Source organism: Variovorax sp. AC103 (assembly GCF_979254005.1).
Genome location: NZ_CEEDFC010000036.1, coordinates 25,974 through 44,606 on the forward strand (window position 1 = coordinate 25,974; position 18,633 = coordinate 44,606).

Annotated in this window: 18 protein-coding genes; 8 read left to right on the forward strand and 10 right to left on the reverse strand. The window is 68.4% G+C overall.

The window, feature by feature from the left end; translation table 11 throughout:
- Positions 1 to 55: 55 nt before the first annotated feature.
- Together AC0IYU_RS33015 and AC0IYU_RS33020 are read right to left on the reverse strand one after the other, a co-directional pair.
- Positions 56 to 1,204, reverse strand: coding sequence for an ABC transporter substrate-binding protein (locus AC0IYU_RS33015; protein WP_472126094.1), 1,149 nt, complete (start codon positions 1,202 to 1,204; stop codon positions 56 to 58).
- A gap of 81 nt (positions 1,205 to 1,285) precedes the next feature.
- Entirely contained in the window at positions 1,286 to 2,797 is a 1,512-nt protein-coding gene (locus AC0IYU_RS33020; protein WP_472126096.1) for a DHA2 family efflux MFS transporter permease subunit, read from the reverse strand.
- A gap of 122 nt (positions 2,798 to 2,919) precedes the next feature.
- Between AC0IYU_RS33020 and AC0IYU_RS33025 the strand changes: the two genes are divergently transcribed.
- A complete protein-coding gene (locus AC0IYU_RS33025) occupies positions 2,920 to 4,302 on the forward strand; it encodes a zinc-binding metallopeptidase family protein (protein ID WP_472126100.1) in 1,383 nt (460 codons plus the stop codon).
- On the opposite strand, the gene AC0IYU_RS33030 is transcribed toward AC0IYU_RS33025, so the two are convergent.
- On the reverse strand, positions 4,293 to 4,547 hold the full coding sequence (locus AC0IYU_RS33030) for a cysteine-rich CWC family protein (protein WP_472126102.1): 255 nt from the start codon (positions 4,545 to 4,547) through the stop codon (positions 4,293 to 4,295). The genes AC0IYU_RS33025 and AC0IYU_RS33030 overlap by 10 nt on opposite strands.
- Entirely contained in the window at positions 4,544 to 5,806 is a 1,263-nt protein-coding gene (locus AC0IYU_RS33035; RefSeq protein ID WP_472126105.1) for a 6-phosphofructokinase, read from the reverse strand. Before AC0IYU_RS33035 ends, AC0IYU_RS33030 begins: the two co-directional genes overlap by 4 nt.
- 145 nt (positions 5,807 to 5,951) lie before the next feature.
- Between AC0IYU_RS33035 and AC0IYU_RS33040 the strand changes: the two genes are divergently transcribed.
- Entirely contained in the window at positions 5,952 to 6,845 is an 894-nt protein-coding gene (locus AC0IYU_RS33040) for a DUF4261 domain-containing protein (RefSeq protein ID WP_472126108.1), read from the forward strand.
- Between the two features lie 40 nt (positions 6,846 to 6,885).
- On the opposite strand, the gene AC0IYU_RS33045 is transcribed toward AC0IYU_RS33040, so the two are convergent.
- The 3 genes from AC0IYU_RS33045 to AC0IYU_RS33055 form a co-directional block, all read right to left on the reverse strand.
- Positions 6,886 to 7,689, reverse strand: coding sequence for an enoyl-CoA hydratase-related protein (locus AC0IYU_RS33045; RefSeq protein ID WP_472126110.1), 804 nt, complete (start codon positions 7,687 to 7,689; stop codon positions 6,886 to 6,888).
- Positions 7,689 to 8,867, reverse strand: coding sequence for an acetyl-CoA C-acetyltransferase (locus AC0IYU_RS33050; RefSeq protein ID WP_472126112.1), 1,179 nt, complete (start codon positions 8,865 to 8,867; stop codon positions 7,689 to 7,691). The genes AC0IYU_RS33045 and AC0IYU_RS33050 overlap by 1 nt, the downstream gene beginning before the upstream one ends.
- Before the next feature lie 128 nt (positions 8,868 to 8,995).
- Positions 8,996 to 9,349, reverse strand: a complete 354-nt coding sequence (locus AC0IYU_RS33055) for a DUF2917 domain-containing protein (RefSeq protein WP_472126115.1) — start codon at positions 9,347 to 9,349, stop codon at positions 8,996 to 8,998.
- Between the two features lie 81 nt (positions 9,350 to 9,430).
- Here AC0IYU_RS33055 and AC0IYU_RS33060 point away from each other — a divergent pair, with 81 nt between their 5' ends.
- Positions 9,431 to 10,357 carry a LysR substrate-binding domain-containing protein gene (locus AC0IYU_RS33060; protein ID WP_472126118.1) on the forward strand — a complete coding sequence of 309 codons (927 nt, stop codon included), beginning with the start codon at positions 9,431 to 9,433 and terminating at the stop codon, positions 10,355 to 10,357.
- A gap of 34 nt (positions 10,358 to 10,391) precedes the next feature.
- Here the strand turns inward: AC0IYU_RS33060 and AC0IYU_RS33065 are convergent, their stop codons facing one another.
- Entirely contained in the window at positions 10,392 to 10,970 is a 579-nt protein-coding gene (locus AC0IYU_RS33065) for a fasciclin domain-containing protein (protein WP_435438993.1), read from the reverse strand.
- 36 nt (positions 10,971 to 11,006) lie between these two features.
- On the opposite strand from AC0IYU_RS33065, the gene AC0IYU_RS33070 reads away from it, so the two are divergent.
- The 3 genes from AC0IYU_RS33070 (at position 11,007) to AC0IYU_RS33080 (ending at position 12,368) form a co-directional block, all read left to right on the forward strand.
- Positions 11,007 to 11,246: a hypothetical protein gene (locus AC0IYU_RS33070; RefSeq protein WP_435494300.1), complete on the forward strand. Its 240-nt coding sequence runs from the start codon at positions 11,007 to 11,009 to the stop codon at positions 11,244 to 11,246.
- 203 nt (positions 11,247 to 11,449) lie between these two features.
- Positions 11,450 to 11,602 carry a hypothetical protein gene (locus AC0IYU_RS33075; protein ID WP_472126121.1) on the forward strand — a complete coding sequence of 51 codons (153 nt, stop codon included), beginning with the start codon at positions 11,450 to 11,452 and terminating at the stop codon, positions 11,600 to 11,602.
- A gap of 4 nt (positions 11,603 to 11,606) precedes the next feature.
- Entirely contained in the window at positions 11,607 to 12,368 is a 762-nt protein-coding gene (locus AC0IYU_RS33080; RefSeq protein WP_472126124.1) for a hypothetical protein, read from the forward strand.
- Positions 12,369 to 12,373: 5 nt separating this feature from the next.
- Here AC0IYU_RS33080 and AC0IYU_RS33085 read toward each other — a convergent pair whose 3' ends face one another.
- Positions 12,374 to 13,720 (reverse strand): MFS transporter, encoded by a 1,347-nt coding sequence (locus tag AC0IYU_RS33085; RefSeq protein WP_472126127.1) that lies wholly within the window; start codon positions 13,718 to 13,720, stop codon positions 12,374 to 12,376.
- A gap of 289 nt (positions 13,721 to 14,009) precedes the next feature.
- Here AC0IYU_RS33085 and AC0IYU_RS33090 point away from each other — a divergent pair, with 289 nt between their 5' ends.
- Positions 14,010 to 15,155 carry a PDDEXK nuclease domain-containing protein gene (locus AC0IYU_RS33090; protein ID WP_472126130.1) on the forward strand — a complete coding sequence of 382 codons (1,146 nt, stop codon included), beginning with the start codon at positions 14,010 to 14,012 and terminating at the stop codon, positions 15,153 to 15,155.
- A 57-nt stretch (positions 15,156 to 15,212) separates the two neighbouring features.
- Here AC0IYU_RS33090 and AC0IYU_RS33095 read toward each other — a convergent pair whose 3' ends face one another.
- Entirely contained in the window at positions 15,213 to 17,387 is a 2,175-nt protein-coding gene (locus AC0IYU_RS33095; RefSeq protein WP_472126133.1) for a malate synthase G, read from the reverse strand.
- A 206-nt stretch (positions 17,388 to 17,593) separates the two neighbouring features.
- Here AC0IYU_RS33095 and hisC point away from each other — a divergent pair, with 206 nt between their 5' ends.
- A complete protein-coding gene (hisC, locus tag AC0IYU_RS33100) occupies positions 17,594 to 18,580 on the forward strand; it encodes a histidinol-phosphate transaminase (RefSeq protein WP_472126135.1) in 987 nt (328 codons plus the stop codon).
- The last annotated feature ends 53 nt before the right edge of the window (positions 18,581 to 18,633 follow it).

Sequence of the window (18,633 nt, forward strand, 5' to 3'; positions counted from 1 at the left end):
GCGATTCGCGCCGGCCCCTGCCCGCCGTGCGATTTGCCCAACCATCGGGTTGCCGCTAGCGGATGAATTTGCCTTCCTTGGTCACCCGCACCATCTCGATGAAGCGCGAACCCGTGTTGCTCGTGCCGGTGAAGTCGATCTCCATGCCGCCGATGCGCAGCTTCATCGCCTTCAGCGCGGTGTGCAGCCTGGCGCGCGTCAGGTCGCGGCCGGTGCGGCGTAGGCCCTCGATCATGACCAGCGCATTCACATAGCCCTCGTAGGCCAGGTAGCCGATGTCCACCTTGGCGCGTTCGGCCAGCTGGCGGAACTCGCGCGCGGCCGTGTCGACCTCGCTCCACGGGTAGGGCACGATCTGCGAAATGGCGAGCCCGCTGGTCTTGTCGCCCACGAGCTTGGCCGTGACGTCGCCCGGCACGATCGACATGCCGTAGTACATCTGGCGCCCGCCGGCCGCCCAGGCCGCCTTCATCACCTCGCCGCCGATGCCGCCGCCCAGGTACATGATCACGGCCTGCGCCTTGCTGTCGGCAAGCGCCTTGCCCGATGCCTCGTTGCCCGTGCCGTCGCCCTTGACCGCCACGGCGGCCTCCGGCTTCAGCTTGAGGCTGGCCAGCGCGGCTTCGACCAGCTGGGCCACTTCCGCGCCGCCGGGGTTGTCCAGGTACGCCACGCCGATGCGCGTCACGCCGATGGTGGTCAGGTGCTGCACCAGCGCCTGGGCCTCGCGGGCGAAGGTGGCGCGCACGAAGTACCCGGCGCCGCCCATCTTTTCGCGGGCCGAGTCCGACACCGCATAGCCGCCCACCGTCGGCGCGCCGCTCTGGTTCACCACCTTGGCGCCCGCGGCCGTGGTGCCCGAGCCCACGCAGCCGAAGAAGGCGAAGACGCGGTGCTCCGCCAGCAGCTTCTCGTAGTTGGCGAGGGCCTTCTCGGGCTTGAGTTCGTCATCGAGCGAAACCACCTTGATCTTGCGGCCCGACAGCCCGCCCTGCGCATTGACCGCATCGAAGGCCAGCCCGGCCCCCGCCATCACCACCTTGACCGGCACGCCCAGCGGGCCGCTCAGGATGCCGGTGTGGCCCAGCACGATGTCGGTGTCGGTGACACCGTTTTCCGCGGCGAAGGCGGACGAAAGAGGGGCAAGAGGGCCAAAGACGGCCCCGGCCGCGGCCGAGGCGGCGATGAAATTTCTGCGGTGCATGGGAACCCGATTGCGATCTGGACCATTTGGATACAACTGATAACAATTGAATGCCAAAGTCCCCGCATCCGTCGCCGGGGTTTACCCCGTGTTGCGTACAGGCCCACCGGCCGGCGTGGCGCCCGTTCGCAACTGCCATGCGGCGCAGATGGCCAGCGCGCACAGCCCGGCCAGCATCGCGAACACCTCGTCGAAGGCCGCCAGCCGCGCCGGGCTGGTCATGGGGTTGGCCAGCGAATCGCCGTGCGCCGCCAGCCGCCACTCGAGCACGATGGCGCACAGGCTCACGCCGGCCGCGCCGCCCAGCATGCGCACGAAGTTGATGGCGCTCGCGCCCTGCGGAATCAGCGGCTTGGCCAGCGGGCGCATCGAGCCCAGGTTGAGCGAGGGCAGGATGAAGCCCAGCCCGATGCGCCCGACGACCGCGAAGACCACCAGCAGCCACAGCGCGCTGTCCAGCCGCAGCACGATCATCAGCGCGAACGACGCTGCCAGCAGCGCCAGGCCGATGGTCACCAGCAGCCAGGTCGGGTGCCGGTCGGCCAGCCGGCCCACGCCGGCGATGGTCAGGGCCAGCACCAGGCCCGCCGGCAGCAGGATCGTGCCCACGTGCGATGCCGACAGCTGAAGCCCCAGCTGCATGTACACCGGCAGCAGGTAGGTCGAGCCGAACAGCGCCGTGCCGTAGATGAAGGCCACCACGCTGCCCATGGCGAACTGCCGGTACTGGAACAGCGCCAGGTTCATCAGCGGCGTGCCGCCCGAGGCCGCCAGCCGCCGCTGCCACCACACGAACGCGGCGAACCCCGCCAGCGCGCCCACCAGCAGCAGCGCGGCCTGCAGCGGCGAGTCGCCGCGCAGCGCCACCAGCCCGTTCAGCAGGCACAGCGTGCCTACCGTGCCCAGCGCCAGCCCGCGCGCGTCCAGCCCGCTGCCGCGCACCGCGGCCACGCCGCCGGGCGCCGTCTTCGGCACGAACTTGTAGGCCAGCCAGATCGAGGCCAGGCAGAACGGCACCACCATGAAGAAGATCGAGCGCCAGCCGAACAGGTCGACCAGCACCCCGCCGATGCTCGGCCCGATGGCCGGCGCCAGCACCACGCCCATGCCGAAGATGCCGCTCGCGCGCCCCTGCTCGTGCGGCTCGAAGGCGCGCAGGATGATGATGGCCGGAATGGGCTGCACCACGCCCGCCGCCAGCCCTTCGGCCACGCGGGCGAACAGCACCAGCGAGAAGTTGTTGGCCAGTCCGCCCACGATGCCGCCCAGCAGCAACAGCAACATGGTGCCGACGTAGGTGCGCCGGTAGCCGTAGCGCGACAGCAGCCACGGCGTGGTGAGCATCGACACCGTCATCGCCACCATGAAGCCCGAGCTCACCCACTGCGCGCGCTCCTGGCCGAGCGAGAAGTGGTGGCTCATGCCGGGGATCGCCACGTTGACGATGGTCGAGGACATGATCGACGCCATCGTCCCCACCATCACAGACAGCAGCAGGTACCAGCGGTAGCGCTCGCCGTAGCGTTCGCGCAGGGTGCCGATGGACGGTGGGGCCGGCGCGGTCGCGGCTTCGGAAGGCTGTGGGGAGGTCATGGGGCGGCGGATGGTGTGGGGGTCCGTCGTCCTACAAGCATATCGGCGATTGCATGGCGAAGGGCGCGGCGGGCAATTGCACAATGCAGCGGCTGCGCCCTCCGCGTCAAGACCGACACCCCATGAATTCCCCCGTTAACGAACAAGCCGCCCCTGCACAAGACCTGGCGCCACAGTCCGAAGGCGCGACCACGCTCGCCACCGAACTTGCCGCACCCACCGTCAGCCGCTCGTACCGCTGCCAGTGCGGGCGCCCCGTGTTCCTGCGCAACAGCCAGTGCCTGGCCTGCCGCACGCCGCTCGGCTATGTGGCCGACCGCCTCGGCGTCATGCCGCTGGCACCGGCGCAGGGCGAGGGCGCGCCGCCCGACACCTTCACCGTGTTCGGCGACCCGCAGGGCCCCGTCTACCGTCGCTGCGCCAACCTCATGACCCCCGCGGCCTGCAGCTGGATGGTGCCCGCCGCGCGCGACGGCGACGCGCTGCCCGTCGACGTGCACGGCCTCGCGCCGGGCTATTGCCTGGCCTGCAGCGTGACGCGCACCATTCCCGACCTGTCGCAGGAGGCCAACGGCGTCTTCTGGGGCAAGCTCGAACAGGCCAAGCGCCGGCTCATCTCGCAGCTGCTGGCGCTCGGCCTGCCGGTGGTGAGCCGCCACGCCGACCCGGTGCACGGCCTGGCCTTCGACTTCCTGAGCAACATGCCCGGCGGCCCGCACGTGATGACGGGCCACGACGACGGCGTGATCACCCTGAACGCCGAGGAGGCCGAAGACGCGGTGCGCGAGCGCATCCGCGCCGAGATGCGCGAGCCCTACCGCACGCTGCTGGGCCACTTCCGCCACGAGATCGGCCACTACTACTGGGACCTGCTGGTGCTGCCCACGCCGTGGATCGACGACTTCCGCGCGCTGTTCGGCGACGACCGCGCCGACTACGCGGCCGCGCTGCAGGTCCACTACGACCAGGGGCCGCCGCCCGACTGGGCCGACCGCTTCGTGAGCAGCTACGCCAGCACGCACCCGTGGGAAGACTGGGCCGAGACCTGGGCCCATTACCTGCACATGGCAGACACGGCCGACACCGCGATGAGCTTCGGCGTCGACGCCTCCAACGTCGAGCTCACCAGCGACCTCTTCACCGTCGACGACCTGTGGCAGCCCGACCATGCCGATGCGGCGAAGTTTCTCGATTTCATCAACGGCTGGGTCAAGCTCACCAACGTGCTCAACGAGCTGTCGCGCAGCATGGGCCAGCCCGACTACTACCCCTTCGTGCTGCCGCGCGCGGCGGTGGGCAAGCTGCAGTTCATCCACCGCGTGGTGACCGAGCAGCGGCCGGGCAGCGCGCCGACGATGGTGGTGGCCAGCGAGGTGACCGCGGCACCCGCGCTCGATGCCGTGGCGCCCATGCAGTCGCCATCGCAGGGCCAGTCGCAAAGCCAATCGCAGTCGCAGTCGCAGTCGCAGTCGCAGACCCAGCCGCAGGATCTCGTTCAGTCCTGAGGCGCGGGCGCGTCTGTCGCGTCCATTGCCCCCATTGCACCCCTTGCGCAGCGCGCGCAGATGCATGCCAGGCCGCGCATGTCGGCGGGCAGGTTCGTCAGCGGCGCGTTGCTGAAGTCGACCTGCATGCACCAGCACGCGGGCTGAACCTGGCCGCTCTCGCGCTCGATCTCCATCGCGCATCGGTTCGAGGCGCCGCACAGCGGGCAGCGCGTGGCGTCGATGACCGCGGCGGCGGGGGTCATGCGATCTCGAAGGCCGGCAGCTTCTTCGCCACCGCGACGTTCTTCAGCGTCACGTACACCGGCAGGCCGCCGCTGTAGGCCGGGTAATCCTCGCCCTCGATCAGCGGCAGCAGGTAGCGCCTGCATTTCTCGGTGATGCCGTAGCCGTCGTCCGAGATGAAATCGCGCGGCATCGGCTTCTCGACGTTGGCGACCGACTCGAGCGGCGCGCTGCCCAGGCGGTAGGCGTAGGGCACGTCGGACGTGCGCTCGATGGTCGGCATCACCGCGTTGCGGCCTTCCAGCGCGAGTTCGACCGCGCGCTGGCCCAGCTCGTAGGCCTGTTTCACGTCGGTGGCCGAGGCGATGTGCCGTGCCGCGCGCTGCAGGTAGTCGGCCACGGCCCAGTGGAACTTGTGGCCCAGCGCGTCCTTCACCATCTGCGCCACCACCGGCGCCGCGCCGCCGAGCTGCGCATGGCCGAAGGCGTCGCGCGTGCCCTGCTCGGCCAGGAAGGTGCCGTCGGGATGGTGGCAGCCTTCGGACACCACCACCGAGCAGTAGCCGTGCTGCTTCACCAGTTCGTCGACGCGCGCGATGAAGCGCGCCTTGTCGAACTCGATCTCCGGGAACAGCACCACCACCGGAATGCCCTGGTCTGCCGCCAGCCCGCCGGCTGCGGCGATCCACCCCGCATGCCGGCCCATCACCTCGAGCACGAACACCTTGGTGGAGGTGGCCGCCATCGAGCGCACGTCGAACGAGGCCTCGATGGTGGACACCGCCACGTACTTCGCGACCGAGCCGAAGCCCGGGCAGCAGTCGGTCAGGGGCAGGTCGTTGTCGATGGTCTTGGGCACATGGATGGCCTGCAGCGCATAGCCCATCGACTGCGACAGCTGGCTCACCTTGAAGCAGGTGTCGGCCGAATCGCCGCCGCCGTTGTAGAAGAAGTAGCCGATGCCGTGCGCCTTGAACACCTCGATGAGCCGTTCGTACTCGCGCCGGTTCTTCTCCAGCGACTTGAGCTTGTAGCGGCACGAGCCGAAGGCGCCCGAGGGCGTGGAGCGCAGCGCCGCGATGGCCTCGGCCGATTCGGCGCCGGTGTCGATCAGCTCCTCGGTCAGCGCGCCGATGATGCCGTTGCGTCCGGCGTAGAGCTTGCCGATGCGCTGAGGGTGCTGGCGTACCGTTTCGATCACACCGCAGGCCGACGCGTTGATGACCGAGGTGACACCGCCCGACTGGGCGTAGAAGGCATTGGTGAGGTCGTTGGGCATGGAGATCCTTCGCGCGCAGGGAGGGCCATTCTGGCGCAATCGCCGTCCGCAGGCCAATCGCCGGGCCGGCGATCCGGGCGCGACTACAGTTCTTTTCCTTGTGCGCCGTGCACCGGTGCTGCAGAGCAATCCAAGGAGTCCTCGAGTGAGCATCTTTTCCCGTTTCTTCGGCCGCAAGGACGAGCCGGCCGACGCCGGCGCGCTGGTGGCGAACCCCGATCTGGAAGATCCCGTCGCGCTGACGGTCCTGTTTCCCGATGCGCAGAAGATCGACATCGCCGCGCTCGGCCAGGCGCTGCGCGCCTACCACCGGTCGACCGGCGACGCGCGTTGCGAGATCTCGCCCGACCCGGGCGCCTTCATCGCGCTGGTGGGCTGGCGAAAGCACGTGGTGCGGCTGGTCGGCTTCGATGCGCCGATGCCGGCCGACGCGCTCGAGCCCTGCGTCGCGCCGGCGCACTACCCGCAGGAACTCAAGGCGCAGGTGCGTGCCCACCGCGGCCACGTGATCCTCTACTACGCCGGGCGCGAGGCCTCGGTGCTCGAGCAGTACGTGGCGCTGGCCACCGTGGCCGGCGCGCTGGCCCGCCTCGGTGCGCTGGCGGTGGTGAACGAGGCCGCCCGCACCTCGATGCCGGCGGGCGTGTTCGACGCCGAGGTCGAGGGGGACCGCATCGAGCTGCTGCGCGAGCTCGACCTGCCCGCGCTGTACTGCGGCTTCGTCAAGTACGAGGTCGAAGGCGTCCAGGGCGTGTGGATGCGCACCCATGGCGCCGACCGCTTCGGCCATCCCGACTTCGCCGTGCTGGCCGAGGGCCATCACGAGGGCGAGACCTACTTCCAGCTGTTCGGCAATGTACTGCGCTACCTGGTCGACAGCGGCGCGGACATGGGGCCGGGCCACACCATGCAGGTTGGCGAAGACCGCTTCATGCGGCTGCGCGCACCGGCCGCGACCGAGTACTTTCTCGACGGCCCCGGCACGGTGATGGTGGCCGAGATGATCGGTGCCGACGAGATCGCGCAGCGGTCTCATTGACACGGCCCCGGGCTCACAGGAGCACGGTGGGGCCTGCCGTTCAGCGGCTCGGGAACTCGGGCGCGCGCTTCTGCAGGAAGGCGCTCACGCCTTCGCGGAAGCTGGGTCCGTCGATCAGCACGCGCTGGCGCTCGCTTTCGTAGTGCAACTGTTCCTTGAGCGTGTGGCGCTCTGCGGCCTCGAAGGCTTCGCGCGCCTCGACCACCGCGTGCGCGGGCAGCCGTGCCAGGCGCTGCGCGATGGCGCGTGCGTCGTCCATCAGTTGCTCGTCGTCGGCGCAGGCCCAGATCAGGCCCCATTGCACCGCGCGCCCCGCGCTCAGGCGCTCGTCGAGCAGTGCCATGCCCATCGCGCGCGCCTTGCCGGCGAGGCGCGGAATGGCCCAGGTGCAGCCCAGGTCCGGCACGATGCCCAGCTTGGGCAGGAAGGGCAGGTAGAAGTAGGCGCTGCGCGCCGCAATGGTCACGTCGGCCGCCAGCGCCAGGCCCACGCCCGCACCCGCCGCCGGTCCGTTCACCGCGGCCACCACCGGCACGGGCAGCGTGCGCAGCGTTTCGATGAGCGGGTTGCTCAACGCCTGCATCGCCTCGGCGGTCTGCGTGCCGAGCGACTTGCCGGCCTCGCCCGGCGCCATCGCACTCAGGTCCGCGCCCACGCAGAAGGCCTTGCCCGCGCCCGTGAGGATCACGGCGCGCACCGCGCGGTCGTCGCGGATGCGCTCCAGCGCGTCGCGCAGTTCGACCTGCAGCTCGCGCGCGATCGGGTTGAGCTTGGCGGGCAGGTTCAGCGTGAGCGTCGCGATGCCGTCGGTCAGGTCGTACAGGATGAATTGCGGCTCGGCCATCACAGCCTTTCGACGATGGTCACGTTGGCCATGCCGCCGCCTTCGCACATGGTCTGCAGGCCGTAGCGCTTGCCGCGCTGGCCGAGCGCATGGATCAGCGTGGCCATCAGCTTGGTGCCCGAGGCGCCCAGCGGATGGCCCAGTGCGATGGCGCCGCCGTTCACGTTCAGGCGCGCCGGGTCGGCGTCGAGCGCCTGCAGCCAGGCGATGGGCACGGGCGCGAAGGCCTCGTTCACTTCATAAAGGTCGATGTCGGCGATGTTCATGCCGGCCTTCTTCAGCGCGCGCTGCGTGGCGGGCAGGGGCGCCTCCAGCATGATCACCGGGTCGTGCCCCATCACGCTCATGTGGTGGATGCGCGCCAGCGGCTTCACGCCCAGTGCCTTCAGGCCGCGCTCGTTGACCACCAGCACGCCGCTGGCGCCGTCGCAGATCTGGCTGGCGGTGGCGGCGGTGCAGCGCCCGCCCTCGGCGATGAGCTTCACGCCCGCGATGCCTTCCAGCGTGGCCTCGAAGCGGATGCCTTCGTCCACCAGGTGCTGTTCGCCCGTGCTGGTTCCGTCGGCCGAGAGGATCTCGATCGGCACGATCTCGTCGGTGAACGCGCCCGCGCGGCTCGCGGCAATGGCGCGCCGGTGGCTCTCGAAGGCGTAGCGGTCCAACGCGTCTTTCTCGATGCCGTAGTTGCGCGCGATCATCTCGGCGCCGGTGAACTGGCTGAACTCCACGCCGGGATAGCGCCGCTTCATCGCCGGGCTCATGTAGGTGCCCAGGCCCGCCTTGGCCGGCAGCGCATTGGGCGTGAACATGGGCACGCGCGTCATGCTCTCGACGCCGCCCGCGATCACCGCGTCCATCGCGCCCGACATCACGGCCTGCGCCGCGAAGTGCAGCGCCTGCTGCGACGAGCCGCACTGCCGGTCGACCGAGGTGCCCGGCACCGACTCGGGCAGCTTCGACGCCAGCACCGCATTGCGCGCGATGTTGGTCGCCTGTTCGCCCACCTGGCTCACGCAGCCCAGGATCACGTCCTCCACCGCAGCCGGGTCGATGCCGCTGCGCGCCACCAGCGCGTCGATCACCTGCGCCGCCAGGTCGGCCGGGTGCCAGCCCGCGAGCTTGCCGCCGCGCCGGCCGCCTGCCGTGCGTGCCGCGGCCACGATGTATGCCTCTGCCATGTTCATGTCCTTCAGGTAACGGGAATGCGGGGTGCCCCAACGCAGGAAGGCCGCCCGTCACAGACGACGGCGGCCTTCGAAGCGCAGTGACTCATGGGCATCGATGGTTCGATGCCCATGGGGTCCGGTCAAGCCGGGGACAACCCGTGGGACAGGAGTCGCCAAGGCGACCGCGCCGGCGTGCGCCGCGTCAGGGGGATCGCGGCGGCTTGCGCGTCCGACACGGTGATGCACGAGGCCTCCAGCGCGGAGACCAGCACGCGCCGGTGATCGGTGCTTTCGAAGCGTTCGCCCGGGGCGAGCACGATGTCGCGAGGGTCGCGGTCGAGCGTGACCCAGACCGAGCCGCTGCGGCATTCGATGCCCACGCCGGCGCCGTCGGGCACGGCGAAGACGGCGCGGTGCGGCAGGCTGACGTGGAAGCGGGAGGCGTCCGAAGACGAAGAGGACAAGGGGTAGGAAGAAGGGCGGGCAGTGCTCATGGCAAGCTCCATTGCATTCGTGATACGAATGAATATAGTGAGCCGAGCCGCCTTTACACGCGGTCATTCGGAACTCGTTGCATGCATCCAGAGAATGCGAAAGCCTCCACCGCCGAACTGCCGCCGCTCGAGTTGCTGCGCAGTTTCGAGGCGGCCGCGCGCCGGCTGAGCTTCACGCTGGCGGCCGGCGAACTGCACCTGACGCAATCGGCCGTGAGCCGGCAGATCCAGCAGCTGGAAGCCAGCCTGGGCGTGCCGCTGTTCGAGCGCCGGCACCGCGCGCTTGCGCTCACCGAGGCCGGCGGCGTGCTGCTGCGCGCCGTCACCGACAGCCTGGAGCGGCTGCGCGACGCCACCGCGCGCGTGCGCGCGGCCTCCGCGCCGCGCCAGGTCGCGATCACCACCACGCCGGGCTTCGCGTCGCTGTGGCTCATTCCGCGTCTTGCGCGCTTCACCGGCAACCACCCGCAGGTCGACGTGCGCGTGTCGGCCACGCTGGACGTGCTCGACATGGAGCGCAGCCGCATCGACGTCGCGGTGCGGCTCATGCCCGTCGGCAAGGGGGTGGGGCCGGCGCTGTTCGAGGAGTCGGTGGTGCCGCTGTGTTCGCCCGCGCTGGCCGATGCCTTGCGCGTGCCTGCCGACCTGGCCACGCTCACGCTGCTGACGGTCGACTATCCCGACCACAGCGAAGCGCCCCTGGCCGACTGGGAGCCCTGGCTCAAGGTGATGGGGCTGGAAGACCTGCGCATGAAGAGCACGCTGCGCTTCACACAGTACGCCGATGCGGTGGCCGCCGCGGTGGCGGGGCAGGGCGTGGTCATCGGGCGCCTGCCCTTGCTGCGCGAACTGCTGCGCGAGGGCCGGCTGGTGGCGCCGCTGGGCGAGCAGGCCGTGTCGCGGCGCGGCTACTTCGTGGAAACAGCAAAGCGCGCCGCAGGCAACCGCGACGCGCTCGAGTTCGCGCAGTGGCTGCGCGACGAGGCAGAGGCTGCGCAGCGAACCTGAAGGCCCGCCGCGCCGGTGCCTCGCCGGGAAAGAATCAACCCGGCAGCAGCACCTTGTTCACGACGTGGATCACGCCGTTCGACTGGTACACGTTGGCGATGGTCACCATCGCCGTGCCGCCCTTGGCGTCGGTCACCAGCACGTTGCCGCCGCTCATCGTGGCGGTCAGCGTGCCGCCGCTGGCGGTCTTCAGCACGGCCTTGCCGCCGCCTGCGTTGATGGCGCTCATCAGGGCGGGGCCGTCCATCTTGCCGGGCACCACGTGGTACGTCAGCACCTTGGTCAGCGTGGCCTTGTTCTCGGGCTTGAGCAGCGTGTCGACGGTGCCGGCCGGCAGTGCGGCGAAGGCCGCGTTGGTCGGTGCGAACACGGTGAACGGGCCGGGGCTCTTGAGCGTGTCGACCAGGCCGGCGGCCTTCACTGCAGCCACCAGCGTGGTGTGGTCCTTCGAGTTCACGGCGTTGTCGACGATGTCCTTCGTCGGGTACATCGCGGCGCCGCCGACCATCGGGTTCGACGTCATGCCGGTGCTGCCGCTGCCGCTCATGCCCATGCCGCCCGCGCAAGCGCCGAGCAAGACCGAAACGCCGACTGCAATCATGAGTTTTTTCATTGGAGGCTCCTGGAAAGAATGGTTCTTGAGGTGTCTGTGGAAACCGCCAACAGCTCGGAGGCGCGATGCGCTTGGATCGAATACGGGGGCGCGTCGCGTTTGGATTCGCAGCCGGTTTCAGATTTGTTGCGCGTCGGCTTTGCGCCACAGCCGCGCAGGGCGCGCTTGCGCATCGCGCGCGTGCTCGCCAGAATCCGCCCTTCGTTTTTCAGCAACAGTTTCTTTTCACCGCGCCTGGTGACGATCGACCTCCCGGGCGCTCAACGCAATCAATGAACCGTTTCCTGAACACCTGACCCGCACACCGACCGCCCCGGCCGGATGTGCACCCATGCATCCGCCCGAGGCCCTCTCGACAAAGGCCCCGCGCAGCCATTCGCCGGGGCTTTCTTGTTTCTGGAGTGTGCGCACATATGAGTGCTCAACGAAGGGCCCGTGACGACGACAAGCGTCTGGGCCGGTTTTACTTTTCGGTGCCCATGGCGGCACCTCGCAATCCCGTGGTGGCCGCGATGGCCCGGGGCGAATCCAGCCAGGGCGCAGGCCGCCACCTGCGCACGCACCGCGCGGAGCGGCGTGCGCAGAAGGTGGCGCTGCAGAAGGCGGCGCGCAGCCTGCACGCGGAGGACTGACGGCATGCGTGAAGACATGGACAAGGTCATCGTCGAGCGGCCGCGCCGCGGCGGCGGCGTGCAGGGCGACGGACGCCAGTGGCGCAACAGCAAGGAGCGGGGCTCGCACCTGGGCATGACGCGGGGCTACAGCCATCCGAAAGGGCTCAACGAAAACCTCGCGCCGCTCAGGCGCTGGCTGCACAAGCAGGTGCACCGGCCGTGGGACAAGGTGTACGCCGACCTGTGCAGCGGCATCGACCGGCGCAGCACGGTGCAGGCGCACATCTTCGAGCACATCGACGACTTCGTCGAACGCAAGGCGGTGCTTCGTGACGGCCAGGTGTGGGTGCGCTCGCGACGGTGGAGCGACGTTGCACGTGTGCCGCTGAGCGATGCCTCGCACGTCGAGCTGTTCGTGCATCCGGGCACCGGCATCCTGCTGCCCAACCGGCTGCGACTCAAGGCGCGGCAGCGGGCGGTGGGGCAGGGCAAGACGCAGGCCGTGGATCGCCTCGTCGTCGACGCCTTGACCGAGTGGCATCGCGTCGACGGTTGCTGGTTCGAGGTTCGCCTGGCGCCGTTTCCCCCCAGCGGAGACGGTACCGACAACGACAAGCGCTTCGACGTGATGCGCGGCTGCCTCGTGACGCGGCACGGCGTGTGCCACGTCATGGCCGGCATGTCGCACCGGCCGGTGAGCTACGCGCGCGCGTTCGTCTACGCCGTGGGCAAGCGCCAGCTCAACCGCCGCGAAGTGCGTGCGCGGCTGGGCGGCAGGCAGTGAAGGCGCTAGGCGGCCGGCGCCGATGCGGTGCCCGGCGAGCGCGGCAGCAGAAGGAACGCGATGGTGCCGGCGGCCAGCATGCCCGCCACTGTGAGGAACACCGCGCGGAAGGGCTCCGCGCCGTGGTCCACGGCCCACGACGCAGCCACGCCGGTGGTCCATTGCATCAGCGACACGCCGAGGAACATGGCCATGTTCATCAGCGCCAGGGCGCGTCCCGTCATGGCCGCGGGATAGGCGTTCTTGGTGTACGCGTACTGCAGCACGCTGTAGCCGGAGAGCAGGCCGTAGACGATCGGCAGGCCGATGTCGATCGCGCTCAAATGTGTGAACGCCATGGCCGCGAACATCAGTGCGCCGGCGAGCGCGCAGCCCATCATCCAGCGGGCGCGCCGTGCGCCGCCCGGGTCCATGCGCCCGAACAGCGCCGGGCTGATCATGCCGGCGACCGTCATCACCAGCGCCACGTTGCCGCTGGCGACCAGCGACAGGCCATGGCGATCGTGCAGCACCGGCCCGAGCCACAGGCCGCGCAGCGTGATGAACGCCGCGTACGACACGCAGGCGAAGCACACGAGGCCGAGCGTGTGGGGCATGGCGAACAGCGGCAGCAGTTCGCGCACCGCCTTGCCCAGCGACTTGCGCTCGGCCGGTGCAGCCTGTGGAGCCGCGTGGTCCACATGGTCAGACGCACTCGCAGGTTCGCGCACGCGCCAGAAGATGACCAGCCACGAGAGCACCGCGAAGCCGGCCAGCACCGCATAGCCTGCGCGCCATGACGACGCCTCGATCAGCAAGGCCAGCGGCGTGCCGGTGAACACGATGCCCAGGCCGGCCATGCTCATCACCAGCCCCGACATGGCGGTGAAGCGCGAGGCATCGAAGTGCCGCGCGATGAACACCGTGCACGCCAGGAAGGCCGGCGCGCAGCCGATGCCGATCAGCGCCTGCCCCAGCAGCAGCGCGTGGTAGTTCGGCGCCACCGCGCACAGCGCGGCGCCGGCAACGGCCAACGGGAAGGCGGTGAGCACGGTGCGGCGCACGCCGAACATGTCGATCGACACGCCCATCGCGAGTTGCATGATGCCGAAGGCGAAGTGAAAGGTGCCCGCCCACATGCCGAGTTGCTGCGGCGTCAGTCCGAAGTAGCCGGTGAGCGGCGTGGCCATCATGGCGCCCACGGTGCGGAAGGCCTGGCTCAGCGCGAAGGCCGAGGCCAGTGCGACCAGCATGGCGGCTGCCGAAGACGACCAACCTGAAAAACGTGAGAGACGGGAAAGGGGGGCAGGGCGTGAGTTGGCAGCGGCGTCGCCGGTGCGCTCCGCGGGCTTGGGTGCCGCGTTCGGATTCATGAGGGGAGGGGCCGGGAAGGATGAGGCGGCCTGAATGCTAATGGATCGAGGCGCAGCGTATTGTCGCGGGCGGTCGAGTTCGCGACTGAGTGAGGCGCCAACGACCGCGCCCAGTGCCGTTCCTGCAAGGATCAAGCTGGTCGATTCATTGATGATGGGAGGCGGTGTGCCGCAAGCCGGGCGTGCCCCCCATAATTTCCCAACAACCTGTCAGAGCATCGCATTGGCAACTTCCCGCACTCCCGGTACCCCTGTCGCAAAACCCACTCGTGCAAAGGCTGCTCCTGCCGTGCCGTCGCTTTTCAACCGTGTGCGCGAGATTCTGGATGCGGCGCGTGCCGGGGTGGTGCGCACGGTCAACACGACACAGGTCGCTGCCAACTGGCTGATCGGGCGTGAGATCGTCGAGGAAGAGCAGCGCGGGAAACGCCGAGCGGACTATGGCGCCAAGCTGCTTGCGGATCTGTCGACGCGCCTGAATGCCGAGTTCGGCCGCGGCTATTCTGCAGACAACCTCGAAGCGTTCAGACAGTTCTACCTGGACTATCCGGAGCTGATTTCCGAGACGGCGTCTCGGAAATTAGCAGGAGCGCCGGTGCCGCCTCTCGAGCAAAGTTCCGAGACACCGTCACGGAAATCCGGTGATCGCACCGACTGCCAACCCGGCACGCTGCATCCGGCCCTTTCATGGAGTCACTATCGCCAACTGCTGCGTGTGGCGAGGCCACAAGCGCGTGCGTTCTATGAGATCGAATCGATCCGCAACGCGTGGTCGGTGCGCGAGCTTCAACGCCAGACGGCGAGCCTGTTGTACGACCGGCTGGCGAGAAGCAAGGACAAGAAGGGCTTGATGCGCCTGGCCACGCACGGCCAGGAGGTGACGCAGCCTTTGGATGTTTTGAAGGACCCGATGGTCATCGAGTTCCTCGGCTTGCCGGAGTCTCCGAAGCTGATCGAGTCAAAGCTGGAGCAGGCGCTGATCGACAACCTGCAGACCTTCCTGCTCGAGCTGGGCAAGGGCTTCGCCTTCGTGTCGCGGCAGGAGCGCATCACCATCCACGGCGACCATTTCTACATCGATCTGGTCTTCTACCATGCAGTGCTCAAGTGTTACGTGCTCATCGATCTCAAAGTCGGCAAGCTGACCCATGGCGATCTTGGCCAGATCCAGTTCTACGTGAACTACTACGACCGCGAGCGCCGCACCGAAGGCGACAACCCGACGCTGGGTGTGATCCTTTGTCCAGACAAGAACGATGCTGTGGTGAGGTATACGTTGGGCGAGCAGCAAGAACGCAATATCTTCGCCAGCCGCTACCAGTTGCACCTTCCAACCGAGCAGGAACTCGAGATGGAACTGCGCCGTGAATTCCGGCAGTTGTCTGAAGCAACACCAATCAAGACAGCTTCCAAAAGAAACAAACCGCGCGCATAGAAAAACGGCACCAAAAGGTGCCGTTTGTTCTTGATTGGCCGGTTTTCCGGCCGGCCCTCAAGCCTCGCCCTTGACCTTCAGGCGCCACGCATGCAACAGCGGCTCCGTATAGCCGCTGGGCTGCTCGATACCCTTGAAGACCAGGTCCTGCGCCGCCTTGTAGGCCGCCGAGGTGTCGAAGTGCCCGGCCATCGGCAGGTACTGCGCGTCGCCCGCGTTCTGCTCGTCCACCACCTTGGCCATGCGCTGGAAGGTCTCGTCGACCTGCGCCTTCGTGACCACGCCGTGCAGCAGCCAGTTGGCGATGTGCTGGCTCGAGATGCGCAGCGTGGCGCGGTCTTCCATGAGGCCCACGTTGTGGATGTCGGGCACCTTGGAGCAGCCCACGCCCTGGTCGATCCAGCGCACCACGTAGCCCAGGATGCCCTGCACGTTGTTGTCGATTTCCTGCTGGCGCTCCTCGGGCGTCCACGCGGCTTCGGTGGCGATCGGCACCTGCAGCAGCGCGTTCAAGATGTTGTCGCGCTCGCCGTCGGCGTCGATTTTTTCCAGCTCCTGCTGCACCGCCGTGACGCTGACCTGGTGGTAGTGCAGCGCATGCAGCGTGGCGGCGGTGGGCGAGGGCACCCAGGCGGTGTTGGCGCCGGCCTTGGGGTGTGCGATCTTCTGCTCGAGCATCGCGGCCATCAGGTCGGGCATGGCCCACATGCCCTTGCCGATCTGCGCCTTGCCGCGCAGGCCGCACGACAGGCCCACCAGCACGTTGTTCTTTTCGTAGGCGCCGATCCACGCGCTGGACTTCATGTCGCCCTTGCGGATCATCGGGCCGCCCTGCATGGCGGTGTGCATCTCGTCGCCGGTGCGGTCGAGGAAACCGGTGTTGATGAAGGCCACGCGCGCAGCCGCTTCGGCGATGCAGGCCTTCAGGTTCACGCTGGTGCGGCGCTCCTCGTCCATGATGCCGAGCTTCACGGTGTTGGCGGGCAGGCCGAGCAGTTGTTCGACGCGGCCGAACAGCTCGCTCGCGAAGGCCACTTCGGCCGGGCCGTGCATCTTGGGCTTGACGATGTAGATGCTGCCGGTGCGCGAGTTGCCCTTGCGCTTCAGGTCGATGGTGGCGATGGTGGTGGTGACCACGGCGTCGAGGATGCCCTCGGGAATCTCCTTGCCGCCGGCGTACAGCACGGCCGGGTTGGTCATCAGGTGGCCCACGTTGCGCAGGAACATGAGCGAGCGGCCGTGCAGCTTCACGGGCTGGCCGTTGGCGCCCGTGTATTCGCGGTCGGGGTTCAGGCCGCGCGTGAAGGTCTTGCCGCCCTTGGCGACTTCCTCGGTGAGCGAGCCTTCGACGATGCCCAGCCAGTTCGAGTACGCGACCACCTTGTCGGCCGCGTCGACCACGGCCACGGAGTCTTCCAGGTCGAGGATGGTCGAGAGCGCGGCTTCGAGGACCAGGTCGCTCACGCCGGCTGCGTCGGTCTTGCCGATGGCGGTGCTGCGGTCGATGCGAATGTCCAGGTGAATGCCGTTGTGCTTCAGCAGCACCGAAGACGGCGCCGCGGCATCGCCCTGGTAGCCGATGAACTGCGCGGGGTCGGCAAGGCCGGTGCTGCTGCTCTGCAGCGTGATGACGAGCTTGCCGTCCTTCACGCTGTAGCTGGTCGCCATCTTGTGCGAGCCGTTGGCCAGCGGTGCGGCCTGGTCGAGCACATCGCGCGCGAAGGCAATGACCTTGGCGCCGCGCACGGGGTTGTAGCCCTTGCCCTTTTCAGCGCCGTCGGTTTCGGGAATCGCGTCGGTGCCGTAGAGCGCGTCGTACAGCGAGCCCCAACGCGCGTTGGCGGCGTTGAGCGCATAGCGCGCGTTCAGGATCGGCACCACCAGCTGCGGGCCGGCCTGCAGCGCGAGTTCGGAGTCGACGTTCTCGGTGGTGGCCTTGGCGCCCTTGGGGGCCGGCAGCAGGTAGCCGATCTTTTCGAGGAAGGCGCGGTAGGCGGGCATGTCGCTGATCGGGCCTGGGTTCTTCTTGTGCCAGCCGTCGAGCTCGGTCTGCAGGCGGTCGCGCTCGGCCAGCAGGGCGATGTTCTTCGGAGCGAGGTCGCTCACGATGGCGTCGAAGCCCTTCCAGAACACGTCGCTGGCCACGCCGGTGGCGGGCAGGACCTTGTCTTCGATGAAGCGGTGGAGCTCGGTCGCGACCTGGAGTCCGTGGGCGGTGGTGCGGGCAGTCATGGGGGTTCTCCTTGAGAAAGATGCAGTCTTGGGTCGAACTTTATTCGATACTTTGCTGGCCAGTAAGAGCCGGCGGCGGGATTTATCTGTGACAAAAATGCATGTAATCGACGGCGTACGGCCCGGTGTGCAAAGGGTAGGCACTGACGGGCCGGCGGGATGCGCGGGATATATTTAACTTCTTAAATGAATCCGGATTCGCTCCCATGATCCCCACGATCCTCCTCGCCTCCAACGAAAACCCCCTCGGCATGCCCGAATCGGCCCGGCGCGCGGCCGCCGCGGCGCTCGAAGGCGCGGGCAACTATCCCGACAGCAACGGCACCGCGCTGAAGAACGCGCTCGCGGCCCGGCTCGACGTGCCGCCCGACTGGCTCACGCTGGGCAGCGGGTCGAGCGAGATCCTCGAGCTGGCGGCGCAGGTGAGTGTGAAGCCGGGCGAGGGCGTCGTCTATTCCCAGTACGGCTTCGTCGTCTATGCGCAGGCCGCGGCGCACGCCCATGCGCGCGCCACCGTCGTGCCGGCGCGCGCGTTCGGCCACGACCTGGGCGCCATGCGCGCCGCCATCGGCGACGACACGCGGCTGGTGTTCGTCGCCAACCCGAACAACCCGACCGGCACCTTCATCGACGCCGGGCCCCTGCTGGCCTTCCTGCAGTCGGTGCCGTCGCACGTGACGGTGCTGCTGGACGAGGCCTACACCGAATACCTGTCACCCGAGCAGCGCTACGACAGCATCGCGTGGGTGCGGCGCTTTCCGAACCTGATCGTGGCGCGCACCTTTTCCAAGGCCTTCGGCCTGGCCGGGCTGCGCATCGGCTACGGCGTGTCGCAGCCGCCGCTGGCCTTGCGCATGAACGCGCAGCGCCCGCGTTTCAACGTGACCACGCCGGCGCAGGCTGCTGCGGTGGCCGCGCTGGGCGATGCGGACTTTCTGGCGCGCACCTACGAACTCAACACCGCCGGACGCGACCAGCTTGCCGCGGGCTTCACCGAACGGGGCCTGGCGTACATCCCTTCGTCGGGCAACTTCCTGATGGTGCAGGTCGGCGATGCGCAGGCCGTGCACGCGCGGCTGCTGGCCGCGGGCATCGAGGTTTCGCTGCTCGGCCCCTACGGCCTGCCGGAGTGGCTGCGCGTGAGCGTCGGCCTGCCGGACCAGAACAAGGCTTTGCTCGCCGCGCTGCGCTGACCTTGTTTGTGTTTCTCCCTCCCCCGCTGGGGGAGGGAGAAACACAAACAAGG